The organism is Sphingobacterium alkalisoli, from assembly GCF_005049105.1.
Classification (GTDB): domain Bacteria; phylum Bacteroidota; class Bacteroidia; order Sphingobacteriales; family Sphingobacteriaceae; genus Sphingobacterium; species Sphingobacterium alkalisoli.
Map to the genome: position 1 here is coordinate 162,221 of NZ_SUKA01000004.1, position 15,733 is coordinate 177,953.

The 15,733-nt window shown below is 41.0% G+C and carries 12 protein-coding genes; 3 read left to right on the forward strand and 9 right to left on the reverse strand.

The genetic code is table 11. The features are described 5' to 3' along the window. Positions 1 to 38 precede the first annotated feature (38 nt). A complete protein-coding gene (locus FAZ19_RS13915; RefSeq protein WP_136821359.1) occupies positions 39 to 383 on the reverse strand; it encodes a hypothetical protein in 345 nt (114 codons plus the stop codon). A 92-nt stretch (positions 384 to 475) separates the two neighbouring features. Here FAZ19_RS13915 and FAZ19_RS13920 point away from each other — a divergent pair, with 92 nt between their 5' ends. Continuing rightward, a complete protein-coding gene (locus FAZ19_RS13920; protein ID WP_136821360.1) occupies positions 476 to 811 on the forward strand; it encodes a MerR family transcriptional regulator in 336 nt (111 codons plus the stop codon). 6 nt (positions 812 to 817) lie between these two features. Here the strand turns inward: FAZ19_RS13920 and FAZ19_RS13925 are convergent, their stop codons facing one another. Then, positions 818 to 1,312, reverse strand: a complete 495-nt coding sequence (locus FAZ19_RS13925; protein WP_136821361.1) for a metallophosphoesterase family protein — start codon at positions 1,310 to 1,312, stop codon at positions 818 to 820. Between the two features lie 106 nt (positions 1,313 to 1,418). Next, a complete protein-coding gene (locus tag FAZ19_RS13930) occupies positions 1,419 to 2,126 on the reverse strand; it encodes a tRNA1(Val) (adenine(37)-N6)-methyltransferase (RefSeq protein ID WP_136821362.1) in 708 nt (235 codons plus the stop codon). Between the two features lie 74 nt (positions 2,127 to 2,200). Here FAZ19_RS13930 and FAZ19_RS13935 point away from each other — a divergent pair, with 74 nt between their 5' ends. Next, positions 2,201 to 3,334 (forward strand): hypothetical protein, encoded by a 1,134-nt coding sequence (locus FAZ19_RS13935; RefSeq protein WP_136821363.1) that lies wholly within the window; start codon positions 2,201 to 2,203, stop codon positions 3,332 to 3,334. Positions 3,335 to 3,350: 16 nt separating this feature from the next. On the opposite strand, the gene mutS is transcribed toward FAZ19_RS13935, so the two are convergent. Then, positions 3,351 to 5,957: a DNA mismatch repair protein MutS gene (gene mutS, locus FAZ19_RS13940; RefSeq protein ID WP_136821364.1), complete on the reverse strand. Its 2,607-nt coding sequence runs from the start codon at positions 5,955 to 5,957 to the stop codon at positions 3,351 to 3,353. Between the two features lie 105 nt (positions 5,958 to 6,062). Between mutS and mtgA the strand changes: the two genes are divergently transcribed. Continuing rightward, positions 6,063 to 6,794, forward strand: a complete 732-nt coding sequence (gene mtgA / locus FAZ19_RS13945; protein ID WP_136821365.1) for a monofunctional biosynthetic peptidoglycan transglycosylase — start codon at positions 6,063 to 6,065, stop codon at positions 6,792 to 6,794. Positions 6,795 to 7,020: 226 nt separating this feature from the next. On the opposite strand, the gene FAZ19_RS13950 is transcribed toward mtgA, so the two are convergent. The 5 genes from FAZ19_RS13950 to FAZ19_RS13970 all read right to left on the reverse strand — a co-directional run bounded on the left by FAZ19_RS13950 (position 7,021) and on the right by FAZ19_RS13970 (position 15,664). Continuing rightward, positions 7,021 to 8,106 (reverse strand): lactonase family protein, encoded by a 1,086-nt coding sequence (locus FAZ19_RS13950; RefSeq protein ID WP_136821366.1) that lies wholly within the window; start codon positions 8,104 to 8,106, stop codon positions 7,021 to 7,023. Between the two features lie 110 nt (positions 8,107 to 8,216). Beyond that, a complete protein-coding gene (locus FAZ19_RS13955; RefSeq protein WP_136821367.1) occupies positions 8,217 to 9,554 on the reverse strand; it encodes a DUF5125 domain-containing protein in 1,338 nt (445 codons plus the stop codon). Positions 9,555 to 9,640: 86 nt separating this feature from the next. After that, the gene (locus FAZ19_RS13960; protein WP_136821368.1) at positions 9,641 to 11,137 is read right to left on the reverse strand and encodes a glycoside hydrolase family 30 protein; all 1,497 of its coding nucleotides are present in this window, start codon (positions 11,135 to 11,137) and stop codon (positions 9,641 to 9,643) included. 11 nt (positions 11,138 to 11,148) lie between these two features. Beyond that, positions 11,149 to 12,669, reverse strand: a complete 1,521-nt coding sequence (locus FAZ19_RS13965) for a RagB/SusD family nutrient uptake outer membrane protein (protein WP_136821369.1) — start codon at positions 12,667 to 12,669, stop codon at positions 11,149 to 11,151. Positions 12,670 to 12,688: 19 nt separating this feature from the next. Continuing rightward, positions 12,689 to 15,664 carry a SusC/RagA family TonB-linked outer membrane protein gene (locus FAZ19_RS13970; protein ID WP_136821370.1) on the reverse strand — a complete coding sequence of 992 codons (2,976 nt, stop codon included), beginning with the start codon at positions 15,662 to 15,664 and terminating at the stop codon, positions 12,689 to 12,691. Between the last annotated feature and the right edge of the window lie 69 nt (positions 15,665 to 15,733).

Here is a 15,733-nt window from a genome sequence, read left to right on the forward strand (position 1 = left end):
AATGCGCTTTTAATAAAGCGCATTTTTATATTAAAAGATTACAAATAATACCAAAAAGACCATATTTTTCTTCTCTTTAAATACTTCCTATTTCTTTCATTTTGATAAGCTTCTCTTTCGAAGGAAATATTTAGATACGCTTGGCGAAAATGTCTATGTTTCAAAAAACGGAACGAAAATTCGATTAAATACCATACATAGAAGGGAACAATCAACAACTCTATAGCCTGTGCTAGGTGAATTCGCTCATGATTCATTAAAATCTCATCGTCTTTTAAGGCGTTGTGATTGAGGAAAACAAATGGAAATATGGTTATCGCACTTGCCTTTCCCAGCGAAAAGAAACCTGTCCAAAATTTACTTGCAATGATAATACCTTTCATTAATTATATTGTATCGAATAACCTATGCAGTTTTACACAACTTTTTAAATTGAAACTTAGATTGTATATTTGTTATACTAATATAAAAAAGCATGCCATATAAAGAGCGCGAAATAAACAAATTGTATTACACTATGGGTGAAGTTACTGAAATGTTTGATGTAAACGCCTCCCAAATACGTTTTTATGAGCGCGAATTTGATATTCTCCAACCTAAAAAAAATAAGAAAGGCAACCGTCTTTTTACACAGGAAGACATCTCCAACCTTAAGATTATTTTTAATTTGGTAAAGGAAAAGGGTTATACCCTACAGGGCGCACGAGAGTTTTTACGAACAAATAAAAACGAAGCAAAAGAAAATCAGCGTGTTGTTGATTCTCTAGAGCGCTTGAAATCATTCCTTTTAGAAGTAAGGGACAGTCTATAATAAATTTCACCTCCCTGATAACTCGATAACTTCCAGATTCTCTATCTTATTACTATTTATATCGAAACGCATCAATGTCCGCACCTGATGCCACCCTTGCTTACCCGCAGCTCCAGGATTGAGGTGTAATAGTTGCAGCTTGGGATCATACTGTACTTTAAGAATATGAGAGTGTCCGCAAATAAATAACTTTGGAGGATTGCGCACGATTTCAGATTTTATACGTGGCGCATATTTACCGGGATAGCCTCCTATATGAGTCATCCATACATCTACCTCTTCACAATCGAACCGCAGGTGCTCCGGACATGTCAATTGCACATCTTTTCCATCAATATTTCCGAATACACCCCGAAAAGGTTTAAAACCTGCCAGTGTATCTACAATTTCAATAGATCCAAAATCGCCAGCATGCCATATCTCATCACACGAATCAAAATAATTAAAAACAGCCTCGTCTAAATAACTGTGCGTATCCGAAAGTAAACCAATTTTTTTCATTTAATAATCTGATATATTCTCCTTGTTCCTTACCCACCTTCGTACTATTTCTGTGCGGGGTTTTAAATGTTCATAAAACTTGATTTATACATTGTTCCCTCATATCTCAAAATGCTAAAAAGAAATCTCGCAATAAATCCCTGTAGGATTGGCTATATACACCTTTATCGTCATAGATAATAAGAGTAGTACGAATCAACTTATGGGGCATACCTTTGGTCAACGAGATAATAGAACGTATATATTCGGTATTGGAATAGGATTTAACCCTTACTTCTTCTACGAGCACAAGACCGACCGCCCTTGCCATATCCGCAACCTCCATGGCCAATTCACAGGGCAATATGAGCTGAAGGATGCCATTTTCCTTCAAGGCCCCGGCACTGAAACTAGCCATAGCTTGGAAAAACGTATGATCCGTATGACGGGCTAACTTTTTACGATCATTCGTATTATGAAGTGAATTGACATAAAAGGGCGGATTACTGACAATCAGATCATATTTCCCTTTTGCTGCGATGGCCTCAAAGGAACCTTGTATCGTATTCAACCTTCCTGAAAATGATGAGCAAGAAAAATTAGAATGTGCACGTTCTGCCGCTTGGGCATCAATCTCTACGGCATCTATTCTCGCTGTATCAAATCGCTGCGCTAACATTAATGCAATAACACCTGTACCCGTACCAATGTCTAAGATGTGTTCAGGATGAGGGTGCTGCGCAAGTGCACCGAGCAAAACACCATCGGTATTAATCTTCATTGCACAGCCCGACTGTTCTACCTCAAACCTTTTGAAACGAAATATAGACCCCATTCCCACAAATCTAGTTAATTTTTAAGTTGAACTTCCTGAAAATTATATTTACTTTAGGCCAAAATCAATACATTATGTTGCATATCGCCAAGGTTCTTTTCGCTCTCATTCTCTTATCCAGCTTTTGCAACTATTCATATGCGCAGTCATCTTGTGAAGAAATTACCACAGCTTCTCTACAAAAGCTAACACCATTGTTGGAACAAAATGATTTTTCGAAGATTGAATCGATTATAAGCACATTGGAAAGTGTATGTGGAAAGAGTGAATTTACATCACGCCTTAAACTTATCAGACGATTGATCCTAAAGGAAGATACAGAGCGGGAACTCGCCACCTATCTCGACAACCACTACGACGAAATACTAACATACAGATACGACAACGCGGCAGAAAAAAATTTCGCCAGTATATATATGAAAGACAAGGAGTCGTTTCACTTTATCCCATTAAACCATGCCGTAGATTCGCTTATAAAACTCAAAGCCACCGCCTTATTGAATTCTCCAAGTTATACACTTACGGAGCGAGAGGAGGCGATTAGCTTATTATTTGCCGACAACATAGATGCATTCTATGTGCAGCTCAACCGTCAACCTAAGCGGCAGCCGGCAGTACAGGTCTACCAAGAATTGGAATCGAATAAACAGCGTACCGGATTTGCTATATATGCCGGTGCTTTTGGAACGGTGGGTAAAAATAGTACGTTTGCCACCTCCCCCTCTTTTGGCGCTTCTGTGATGTCCCCCCTGGCAAACCAATTCGTCTTTGAACTCGCCATTAAATTTAGGTTAAACACAAATGACAACTATTTTGAATTTAACGACAACGGTGTTGTTAAAGACATCAACTCTTCTTCCAGTTTCTTTTTTGGAGGTACGGCGGGATACAAGGCCCTGGACAACGGACCCTGGATTATTCTTCCAAAAGTAGGAGCCGGATTTGGTTTTATTAACACTGGACTATCTGAAACTACCTTTTACGATGGAGATTACTACGAGGAGGGAAATAGTTCTTCCGGCATTCAATACAACAATGCGAATACCTTCCATACATTTCTAGGCCTATCGGTAATGAGACACGTAAAAGGCAGAAAATTCGTTGGGCTCGAAGCAGGCTATCATTATATTCCCTACAATTGGGATGAGGATCTGATTACGCCCATACAACCTCGTTATTGGAGTCTAGAATTGTTTCTTAAACTATAAATAAACACATTAAAAACTAATTCTTTAGCAGCCGCTGAATCTCATCCAATTTCATCAATGCTTCAACGGGTGTCAAGGTGTTAACATCTAAGTTATTCAGCATATCCCTTATTTTTTCAAGCACTGGGTCATCAATTGCGAACATCTGTAGTTGATAGGCCTGTTTTTGAATTTTGCGCATGCTATCTTTTATCTTCTCTCCGCCGGTTCGCTCCTGCTCCAAGCGTTTCAAAATTTCATTTGCACGACCGATCAACCGCGGTGGCATACCTGCAAGTTTGGCTACATGGATACCAAAACTATGTTCGGATCCACCGGGCATAAGCTTACGTAAGAAAATGACCTTGTTATTAATCTCTTTTACGGTAACATTAAAGTTCTTCACACGTGGCATGGATGTACTTAACTCGTTCAATTCGTGATAATGCGTAGCAAATAACGTTTTGGCCCGTGCAGTTGGATGGTTGTGCAAAAACTCGGCGATCGCCCAGGCGATGGAAATACCATCATATGTGCTGGTACCACGACCAATTTCATCCAGCAAAATCAGGCTACGATCCGATAAGTTGTTCATAATGCTGGCCGTCTCATTCATTTCTACCATGAACGTAGACTCACCGGACGACAAATTATCTGAAGCGCCTACACGGGTAAAGATTTTATCGACTAATCCTATGTACGCCTCTTTAGCAGGGACGAACGAACCGATCTGTGCCATTAAGACAATCAGACCTGTCTGGCGCAATAACGCAGACTTACCTGCCATATTGGGTCCGGTAATAATGATAATTTGCTGCGTATCGGGATCCAAATACGTATCATTGGTAATGTAATCTTCTCCGATTGGAAGATTCCGTTCAATAACAGGATGACGTCCTCCTTTGATATCTAACAGCCTATCCTCCGTAATTTCTGGCTTAACATAGTAGTTCTTATCTGCAATAACTGCAAAATTAAGTAAGACATCTAATTTAGCAATCAATTGCGCATTCAGCTGAATAGGCTTTATATAAGCTGCTATTGCCACTAACAATTCGGCATATAGTCGGTTCTCGATGACCTGAATTTTTTCCTCAGCACCTAAAATCTGATCTTCGTATTCTTTTAGCTCTTCCGTGATATAACGTTCGGCGTTGACCAGGGTTTGTTTCCGAATCCAACCTTCCGGCACTTTATCCTTATGCGTATTAGTCACCTCAAGATAATATCCGAATACATTATTAAAGGCAATTTTTAAGGAAGGGATACCTGTCAGCTCGGCCTCTCTACGTTGTATTTCTAACAAATAATCCTTCCCACCGAACGCCACACGCCTCAATTTATCCAGATCGGCATCAATACCATCTGCCATTACATTACCCTTATTCAAGGCGACTGGGGGTTCGGAAAAAACCTCCTTTTCGATTTTATCCCGAATAATCGAACAGGCATTCAGTTGTTCGGAAATAATCCGTAACGATTCGGATTCAGATACGTTTGTAAGCTCCTTTAGCTTCTCGATAGCAAACAGCGAGCGTTTAAGTTGTATGATTTCACGAGGATTTGCTTTTTGAAGACCTATCTTACTGATCAGCCTTTCCAAATCCCCTACTAATTTAATCTCCCGAATCAGCTCATCCCGCAGCTCCCGATTCTGGTGGAAGTACTCTACTACATTCAGCCGTTCCTCAATGGATTTCCTATCTTTCAACGGCATTACAATCCATCGTTTGAGCAAACGCGCTCCCATTGGAGAAGATGTATCGTCCAACACATCGGATAATGTAATTGCATTTTCATTGGCCGAACCGATTAGCTCAAGGTTTCGAATCGTAAACCGATCCAGCCACATATAGCGATCCTCCTCTATACGCGATATATTGGAGATATGCTGTAGGTTACGGTGTTCTGTTTCATTTAAGTAGTGTAATGCGACACCCGCCGAAATAATACCCAACGGCATCCGGTCAATGCCAAAACCCTTCATAGAAATGATTTCAAAATGCTTTTGAAGCGCTTCCTCGGCGTAATCTCCTGTATAGGGCCATTCATCCAATAGGTAGGTATAGTAGGAGTTACCAAAATGTGCGATAAACTCTTTATTCTGCTTTTTAGGCATAATGACTTCAGTAGGTTTAAACCCCTGCAGTAGTTTGTCAATATAGCTGATGCTACCTTGTGCGACCAGAAATTCTCCAGTTGATATATCTAAGAACGCTACCCCTACCTGCGTTTTGTCTATAAATAAGGAAGCGAGGTAATTGTTCGATTTTTGATGGACGATATTATCATTATATGACACGCCCGGTGTTACTAACTCCGTGACGCCACGTTTTACGATGGTCTTGGTTTGCTTCGGATCCTCTAGCTGATCACAGATGGCTACCCGCTGACCGGCACGCACCAGCTTGGGCAAATACGTTTCCAACGAATGGTGCGGAAAACCCGCTAGTGCTGTTTCTGATTCGCTCCCATTCCCCCTCTTGGTTAATACAATTCCCAGGATGCCCGCCGCCTTCACCGCGTCTTCACCAAAAGTCTCATAAAAATCACCGACCCTAAACAGCAGTAAGGTACCCGGATATTTGGTCTTAATACTGTTATACTGCTGCATTAATGGAGTTTCCTTCTTTGCTTTTGCCAATGGTGCTGTGGTTTTAGTAAGTTGTAAAAATAACAAAGTTACTTACATTTTTTCTAAATTATTAGCTATAAAATTAGTTAGTTTTGTTGATCAAAAAAAAGTCCGATGGCCATCAAGCGCGCAAATCAACGAAAGAAAAATAAAATAAAATCGACTCCCATTAAAAGACAGATTGTGAAGTGGACACTACGTATTATCGGTGGATTTTTTGCCCTGACCATCTTTTGGGTACTTCTTCTTATGTTTATGAATCCGCCGATTACGTATCTACAACTCCAACGCGCATTCGAACGAAAGGCAGCAGGAAAAGATTGGAAAATAGATAAGGAGTGGCTGGATTATAAAGATATCTCTGACAATCTAAAACGCGCTGCTCTAGCGGGGGAAGATGCACATTTCATGACCCATAACGGCTTTGACACGAAAGCCATTAAGGAAGCGATCGCCAAAAACAAGGAAGGAAAAAAATTACGGGGGGGAAGCACAATAAGCCAGCAGGTCGCCAAAAATGTATTTTTATGGCCTGAACGATCGTGGTTACGCAAAGGACTAGAAACCTATTTCACCGTGTTGATCGAAATATTTTGGAGTAAAAAGCGTATCCTCGAAGTCTATCTTAATGTGATTGAAATGGGACAAGGCGTATATGGGGCAGAAGCAGCATCCAGATATTATTTTCACAAATCGGGTAAAAGCCTCACCAAAAAAGAAGCAGCATTAATCATTGCTATCTTACCGAGTCCCCAAAAATGGGACGCCCGAAATCCATCAAATTATGTGAATCGTAGAGCGAATAACATCGTTAGATATCTAAACTACTATAGCATCCCCGAATAAAACCTTCATAAGGGCGTCTAAAAAGGGAGCAACCCAAAAGAAAAACGCATCATTACGAGGAGAGCAGCGAAGAAGCAAATTTGTTATTCTACGTTGCGTAAAGACTGCCGCGTCGTACCTCCTCGCAGTGACGTTTAAGTAGACGCCTTGTGATTACAATCACGACGATACAGTGCTTTTTAGAGACATCTCATAAAGATTCCTGACCGCACTTTCAGAAAAAAAGCTAAAATATCACGCACACAGGCTGTCCAACAGCTATTCTCTTTTTGCTATCTGTAAGTGTGCCTGTTTTGATATCGCGCTTTAAAATCACAATTTCATCGGACTGTTGATTCGTTACGAGTATAAAGTTTCCTTCTGGAGAAAAGTTGAAATTCCGAGGTGATTTCCCTTCTACAGAATACACATCCATTTGTTCTAGACGTCCATTTTGCAGAATCTTATAGTGGACGATGACATTGGTATCGCCACGGTTGGTGGCATATAGAAACTTTCCATCTGGAGATATTTTCACATCTGCTCCTCCTTGATCGCCTGTAAATCCTTCTGCATACACCGGAAGAGTTTGACGGTGTTGCCAATTCGCTTTCGTATTTTGATAAACCGCAACTTCGCCAGTAAGCTCTGCGAGCACGTACAGTGTGGCACCATCTCCGGAAACAGCAACGTGTCGGGGCCCAGATCCACCTTTTAATTTGATTTCACTTATTTGCTGAAAGGCATAATCGTCGTCCTTTTTCGCGATAGTATATTCCACCACGCGATCTGAACCCAGATCGGAGACATACAACCTATCCCCTGTCGCATTGAAAAATGCAGAATGGACATGAGCACTTTTTTGTCTCGACATATCCGGACCTGTACCTGTAAAGCGGATGAGATCTTCTTGTTTGCGAATAGAACCATCAGCACTCAAAGAATACAAGACCAGCGAGCCACTACTGTAATTGGAAACCACCAATATCGGCTCCTTAATCCCGAGGGCAACATGACATGGATGCATACCTGCGGTTGACAGTTGGTTCAAAGATTCAAATTGGGAATTGGAAAACTTAAAAGCGGAAACCTCTCCGTCTTCATTTTCATTAACAGCATAGATATACTGCCCGTTTCGCGCCAAGAAGGAAGGATTGTCAGTCTTAAAATGGGACTGCATTATCGCATCACCACTGGAAACATCAAAGCTGTATTGATAGATCCCCTCACTATTCCCCTTATGCGTATAGGTTCCAACGAAAAGAGGTATGGATTGCGCGCAGACGGATTGTAGAACTGAACTCATTGCAAAAAGGACTAAAAAATATTTCATGTTTAAAATTAGTAATAATTCAAGTGCTAAACGAATTATAGAAAAATTGAAAGCGTCTCCTATGTCTATCTGGGACAAACATAGGAGACGCCCTTAAAAAAATATTATACCTACTCTTGTTTCGTCACGGTTAAGACTCCTTTATCAATCCCGGCCGACAAATCCACGACAAAGACATATGTCGCTCCATTTTCCAATGTTTTGCCCGTTACAAGCCCCAGATTTCCAGAATCTCTCCCATTTGTACCATCACCTATAAATATGATATCGCTTGAACCTGTAATAGAAGTGTGTTTAAACTCTCCTCCCCATCCCTTCTGATGGAAAAACTTAAAGTTTATATCTGATGCTCGTATCGTTTGTCCTGCAGCAACTGTGATTTGGTATCTTTTATTACCGATAGGTGCCATACAAAGCGCTTTCTCTGTAGTCCATCCAACTTCATTTCCAGCTAGAGAAGGTTTCCCGATACCTTGTCCAATAATCCAGACCGCACCCGTACCATCATTATTTAAGGTCGCAAGATTATTCCCTTGCATCGCTTCAATAACAAAATATTCTTTCCCAAAATCAGCAGTAATCCGGTATTTTCCCGTCATCGCATTAAAGAAATAGTCGCCTTCTTCTTGTCTAATGTAATCCGCATCGATCCACCAACTTGGCAGTTCTTCAATGCCATCTATCATCAATTCCTCGTTGTATGTCAGTTGTAAATCTACAGCGTACATATCCTCCGAAATCATACGCATCCCATTTCCATTCACCGCGTATCCAATAATAAAAGGACTCGCATGATAATTAAATGTATTAAACGAAATACTATATTCGCCAGATGTAGAATTGGAAAATGGAATAGCTTGTCTACTGCCTTCCGTAACCTTATCGACGTCCCAACCGAATTGGACAAGATTCCCATTTGTACCATAAATAGGAGCTTCTATATATCCATTCACTTTAAAAGGTAGATTTTCGGTCAATTCGTACTGGTATAACCCAACTTTTTCCATGCGATAGGATACAGTCGGTGTAACTAGCGTTAAATACGGAAAATCAGGGCGTGCCAATGGAAGTTCAACCTCCTTCTCCGTTTTTGTTAACGTAATGTTCTGTAACGTAAATTTCAATGTTGCCGTTCCATTAGGCACATTGGCATAGTAAGGCACAAAAATCTTACCCGAATATGTTCCATAAGCCTTCGTGCGTATGGTTTGCTCCGCTACTACCTCTTCGCTATAATACAATTGTACTTTTAACGTAGAAAGATCAATAGCTTGGTCTGCGACATTTACCGTATAGGAAATACTGTCTCCAAAGAAAGCATTGGTCGGTACAGCTGTAATATCGATACTCGGTAGCCCCTCGCCAATAGGAACGATCAACTCCTCCTTACAGGAAGAAAAAGCAACGCAACATGCTATAATGATCATATAATTGATACAATTTTTCATCCGTTTCATTTTTTCTAAAGTGTATAATTTTAAATGGCCATCGAGAGCCTTCATGAAGCTTTCATGGCTGTTCGTGTTGCCAGCAATCATGGAGTTTTTTTCCAAGAATAAGATACTACGGATTTTGCCGGTGTTTCATAACTAAAGTGATTTTTACCATCTGAAAACGTAATACGCGAAGCCTCACCTGTATCGTTGATAAGTACAACAGCATAACTGTTATCCGGATTTTTAAAAGCCGTATAAATAATACCTTCTGCGGTATATCCCTGTGTCCCGATACGTACTGCCCCTGGTTTCACAACAGAAGACAAATGTCCGACGATATAATAATGTGAGTTTTTACGTATCGTTTTGTAGTCTCTGGAACTAATATCTACCGCTCCGTAACAAGTCTGACATCCTCCTTCTCTATTCGGACCACGTTCGGTATCCAGCATCAGGTTCCATACAATGACGGCTTTACTCCAATTGTTAATCGTTCCAAGGCCCACTTCCTTCATATCTTCCAAAAGACGTAAGCCAAGATTTTGCCCATCATTCCATGTACCTATCGAAGTTTCGGTAAAGATGATCTCCTTATGTGGAGCCTTAGCCCGAATGTCGAGCAATTCAGCTTTGTTACCACCATAATTATGATAGGCAGAACCAGCGAAATAGGCGGCGGCGGTTGCATCCTCAAATATTTTAACTGGATAATCTTCTTGATCAGCCATGTTGTCGTAATTGTAGTTGTGATCAAAAGCGTATATTTTTGTATCAAGTCCGGCAACTCTGAGTTTCGGTCCTAAGGCATCACGTACAAATGCTTGCTGTTCGTGCCAAAACATCAACATGGAGGCTGAATTGCCCGGATTCAAGGGTTCATTTTGCGGTGTGACGGAATAAATCTCTATCCCGTTAGCATTCATCGCTTGTATCCATTTCACAAAATAGGCCGCATAATCCTGATAATGTGCAGGATTTAAATGTCCACCAGTCCACGAATCAAAAGGTTCCAAATTCGTGAGATTATTTACTTTCATCCATTTAGGAGCTGTCCAAGGTGAACCTAAAATTTTCACATTTGGATTGATCGCCAATATTTCTTTCAGGACAGGAATCACGTAATCCGTTTCTTCCGATTGAAGCGCAAAATTGGCTAGCCCTGGCGTGTCATTCAGCGTGTACTCGCTAAGAGAAAAATCCGAACAGCCTATAGCGATACGAATATAGCTTTGCCCCATACCTTCGGATTCAGAAAATGTTTCCTTGAGAAATTTTGTTCTGTCCGATGCCGTCATCTTTAATAAATTATAAGCAGTTGAGCCTGTAATGGCTGCTCCGAAACCATGCATGGTTTGATAGGTTACGCTCTCATCCAAAGTAATCGTCCGGGGGGACATGTTGGATGTCGTGCTAAAGTTGACAAAGGATTTTCTGAAATCCAGCGTTCTACTACCTGTAGTTGTATAGATTTTGATATCTCCAGAAGTGGGCTCTGTAGGGTTTTCAGGAGTCAATGAATTATTGTCTGAGGCACAGGCCGTAAAGATGGAAGTAATGATACTTCCGCATATGAATGTATTTCTAAGATTAAGCATGTTATGCAATATTAATAACCAAGATTTTGTTGAATATTAGGGTTCTGATCAATGACCGACTGCGGAATAGGTAAGCGATAAGAATTGGTATTAAATGGGTACACCTGTGTTCTACGTCCGGTATCTTTTGCAAACACCGAATTCATAACCTCTTCGACTTTGTCCAGTCTCACTAGATCAAACCAACGTTGCCCTTCGAAAGCCAGTTCCAAACGTCTCTCTTTCAACAGCGCATTCAATAGGGCTTCTCTATTTGTCCGAGTAGCTGTACCTAATTTGGGTAGATTCACCCGTTGTCGAACCTGATCGATAATGTCTGCCGCTGCAGAAAGTTCAGGACTGTCTTTTAAGATCATTGCCTCTGCTTTAAGGAGCAAAATATCTGCGTAACGGTATTTGATAATGCTATTTAAAGCCGAACGTATCTTATACATAAAGGGATAACTGCTCGTTGGATAATAATTGCTCCAGGTCGTCTGATAATATACGATAGATTCAGTATATCGAATTTGATCACCTTCTAATTCATATGCTCTGATCAGATCACGGGAAGGAGTTACCCACTTAGCCCAGGTAAAATTCGAATTGTAGTTGATCAAATCACGGCCAAACATCCAGGTTACCCAGTTGCCATTTCCAGAGAAGAACTGCGCTTCCAGAATAGATTCTTTTGTGTTACGCATTTTAGCATCCGTATTATCCGCATTCATTCCAAAAAGATTGGTATAATCGGTCTCCAAAGCAAAACCATCAGCAGCTAGTTCATCGGTATATTGGATTACTTTCGTATAATCGCGGATTGGCTTTTCAGCGTAGACTTTAGCTAATAACGCCCTTGCTACAGATTTAGAAAGCTTCGTTTTATCCGAAGAATTGTTACCGGGTGCAAATGGCATTGCCTCTAAAAGGTCTTTTTCAATTTGTTTGTACACCTCTTCTTCTGTACTTTGCTTCGGAAAATATTCATCGTACACTTCTTCTATGGTCTCGGCAGTAATATCTCCAGCTATCGTTGTAATAAGTGGTATGTCTCCCCATAAACGCACCATGTCAAAGAATATCATGGCTCTGAATATTTTTGCCTCGGCTTTATACTGCTGTCTTTCGGCAGTGGTTAGGGAATTATCCTGTACCGAATCTACATTCACGATCAACAGGTTCGCGCGCGCCACATCTTCCAAATAGCGGTTCCAGTCTCTGCTCATGACGGAGTTCGAGCCTTCAATCGAATTATTTTCAAATGGCAGTACTTCAGCTCCTGTGGTCCCTGCATAGGCATTGTCACTATGCGAATCTCCTATCAATAGTACATCGAGATACCAATGTTCCTGACGATCCCGTAATTGATTATACAACGTTTGAAGATGACTCTGCACTTCAGCTTTATTTTTAAAAACGACCTCTTCCCCTTCTTCATTAATGCCTTGCGTCACATCCGAAAAAGAATCCAAAGGGTCTTTGTTTAACGAACAGGCACTCCATAGCGACATCATCGCAAAGAGCACAATTTGATATATAAAATTTCTTTTCATTACTTCCAATTTTTACGTATTAGAACTCAAGACTTACACCAATTACATACGAACGGCTGTGCGGATACGTACCCCAATCTATCCCCTGTACAGCGCCACTCCCACCCCATTGATTTACTTCGGGATCCATACCCGAATAGTTCGTAAAAGTCAACAGGTTGCTAGCTGATACAAATGGTTGTAATTTATGGATTCCCCATCTTGTCAATACACTACCTTTGATATCGTAGGAAAGGGATATATTTTTGACCCGTAAATAGCTCCCGTCTTCGATAAAATAAGTTGAATTCTTTAGGTCAAAGCCTGCTTTTGGTACTTCAGTATGTTGACCGGGAACGCGCCATCTTTGCAATACTCGGGTAGATTGGTTTTTACCATCGTACATACCTTCCATCTCCATTCTTGATGCATTAAAAATATCATTGCCATAGGTTCCCTGAAGAAATATGTTTAAGTTAAAACCTTTGTAAGTGAAGTTATTGGTTAATCCAAACGTAAAGTCCGAATTTGGATCACCGATATAGGTGCGATCTGAGGAAGAGATCCTTCCGTCTCCGTTGATGTCGCGGTACATCAGTTCTCCGGTTTCCATATCTACACCATCGCTAATGTATCCAAAGAAACCACTTAGCGCTCTTCCAGGTTCATTGCGTACCACCGTTTCGTTGACAAAATCGGACGTAACCGCTGTATTATAGATCTTCTGTAAAGCCAAGTCTTCTAGTTTATTCTTATTGAATGAAATATTAAAATCTGTACTCCAACCGAAATCACCAACTAGATTCTTCGTATTCGCATTAACTTCTAATCCCCGATTACGCATGACACCTTCGTTTCTCATAATGGTACTAGCTACACTGCTTCCAGATGTAGGCACCGTCACATACATTAACATATCCGTGGTTTTTTTGTTATAATAATCCACGTTCAAGGATAACCTGTTGTTGAATGCCGTGAAATCAACACCTATATTGCTTTGGGAAGTGGTCTCCCAGCTCAAATCCCTGGTTCTTAAATTAGAGGCACTAATCGTTGGTACGGCGTTCACGTATTCCGTTTGGAACCATGGTAAACGCGTGATATTATACATTTGCAAATACGCATAATCACCTAACCCGGATTGATTCCCCGTTTGTCCCCATCCCCCTCTGATCTTGAGATCATTCAGCCAGTCGACATCATTTAAGAAACTTTCAGAAGAAAGACGCCAAGCAGCAGAAACAGAAGGGAACACCCCCCAACGATGATCGGGATGCAATTTGGAAGAGCCATCTGTTCGTACATTTGCCGTCAATAGGTAACGGCTATCGTAGTTATAAGCGACACGTGCAAAATAGGACATAATCGCCCAATGCGAAGCTCCTGTGCCGGTACCAGTCCACGAGATTCTATTTGCGGCATTCAAGGTTTCAATCAAATTATCACGGAAATGAGAAGCATTGATCCAACTGTTTCTGTAATCCGAGCTCGTCCACGACGAACCACCCATTGCTTCAATATTGTGTTTATCGTATGATTTATTGAAGGTCAATATATTATCAAAAGTTAATACCGTGTTCATATTGCGGGCATCGGAACCTTCGCCGTATTGATTTCTACCCCACGATGTAGACAGTGGATCCAAAAAAGTCGTTGCCATAGCATTGCGGCGATCTAAAGCAAACGTTGTTTTAAAATTAAGTGCAGGGGAGAACGTGATGGTACTGCTTCCCGATGCGAGAATACGGTTCTCCCTGTTTTTATTGTTTTTACTACGGGCAATATTTTCCAGCGGGCTGGTAATGTTTATACCGTAAAAATCGGTATTGTATTGTCCCGGATTAAACACGTCCCAAATAGGTGCAAATGTCGGCGTGTTAATAACCGAAAGCACGACTCCACCCCGATTGGCTCCTGCACCCGTTATAATGCCATTGCTGTTGTAATCCGAATAAGCAATATTAGCATTGATGGTGAGCCAACTGCGAACTTTGTTTTCAATATTCCCTCTGAAGTTGTACCGTTTGTAAAATGCGGTATTGATAACACCCTTTTCGTTGAGATATCCACCTGAAAGGAAGTAGCGCAGTTTGTCGGTACCATCAGAAATGGATAACTGGTAGTTCTGAATATTTCCCGTTTTATAGGTTTCATCAAACCAATCGGTTTGATCCGTCAATCCCTCCGGTATATTGACCAGTCCAATTTCGTCCTGAAGTTCTTTGTACTGCGCCGTATTCAGCACCTCTATCTGATTAGCTACTCTATTTTGAGTTGCCTGTACATTAAACCCTATCTTCGCTTCACCTACTTTTCCTCTTTTGGTCGTGATTAATACCACACCATTCGCTGCGCGTGATCCATAGATTGAAGCAGATGATGCATCCTTTAGGATCTGCATATCGGCAATATCATTAGGCGATAGAAAATTAAGGTTATCGACAGGTACACCATCCACCACATACAGTGGATCATTGCTTCCGTTAAAGGAGGTGGTTCCACGGATACGTATGGAAGTTTCACCACCGGGAGCACCATTCGGTTGGATTACCGATACACCCGCTGCTTTACCCTGAATGGCCTGTCCTGCAGAGACAATAGGACGCTCATTCAGATCTTCTAGCGATACACTCGATATCGCAGTCGTTACATCTTTCCGTTTTACACTACCATAACCAATTACGACGACGTCCTCCAACATGGATGACGATGGTATAAGCCGAATGTTAACTGCAACATCGCTCACTGCTATGGACTGTGTATCATACCCCAAATACGAAATGCTAATCCTGGAATTGGCAGGTAGATTGGAGATCGAGAAGTTTCCATTCTCATCGGTCGAAGTGGACAAATTGGTTCCGACTACTGTAACAGTCGCTCCAATAATGGGTTCATTTGTACTTTCATCGGTGACTTTTCCGCTTATGCTCGACGGGTTCTGGGCATAGAGACCCGAACTGCACAGCAGCATAGAAAATAAGATAAGATGAAACGTAACTTTGGTAAAAAGCTTCATAGACTTATAATTGTTTAAACTATAGATTATAATGGAGGAGATATCAATTAACTCCTATACAAAGGTAAA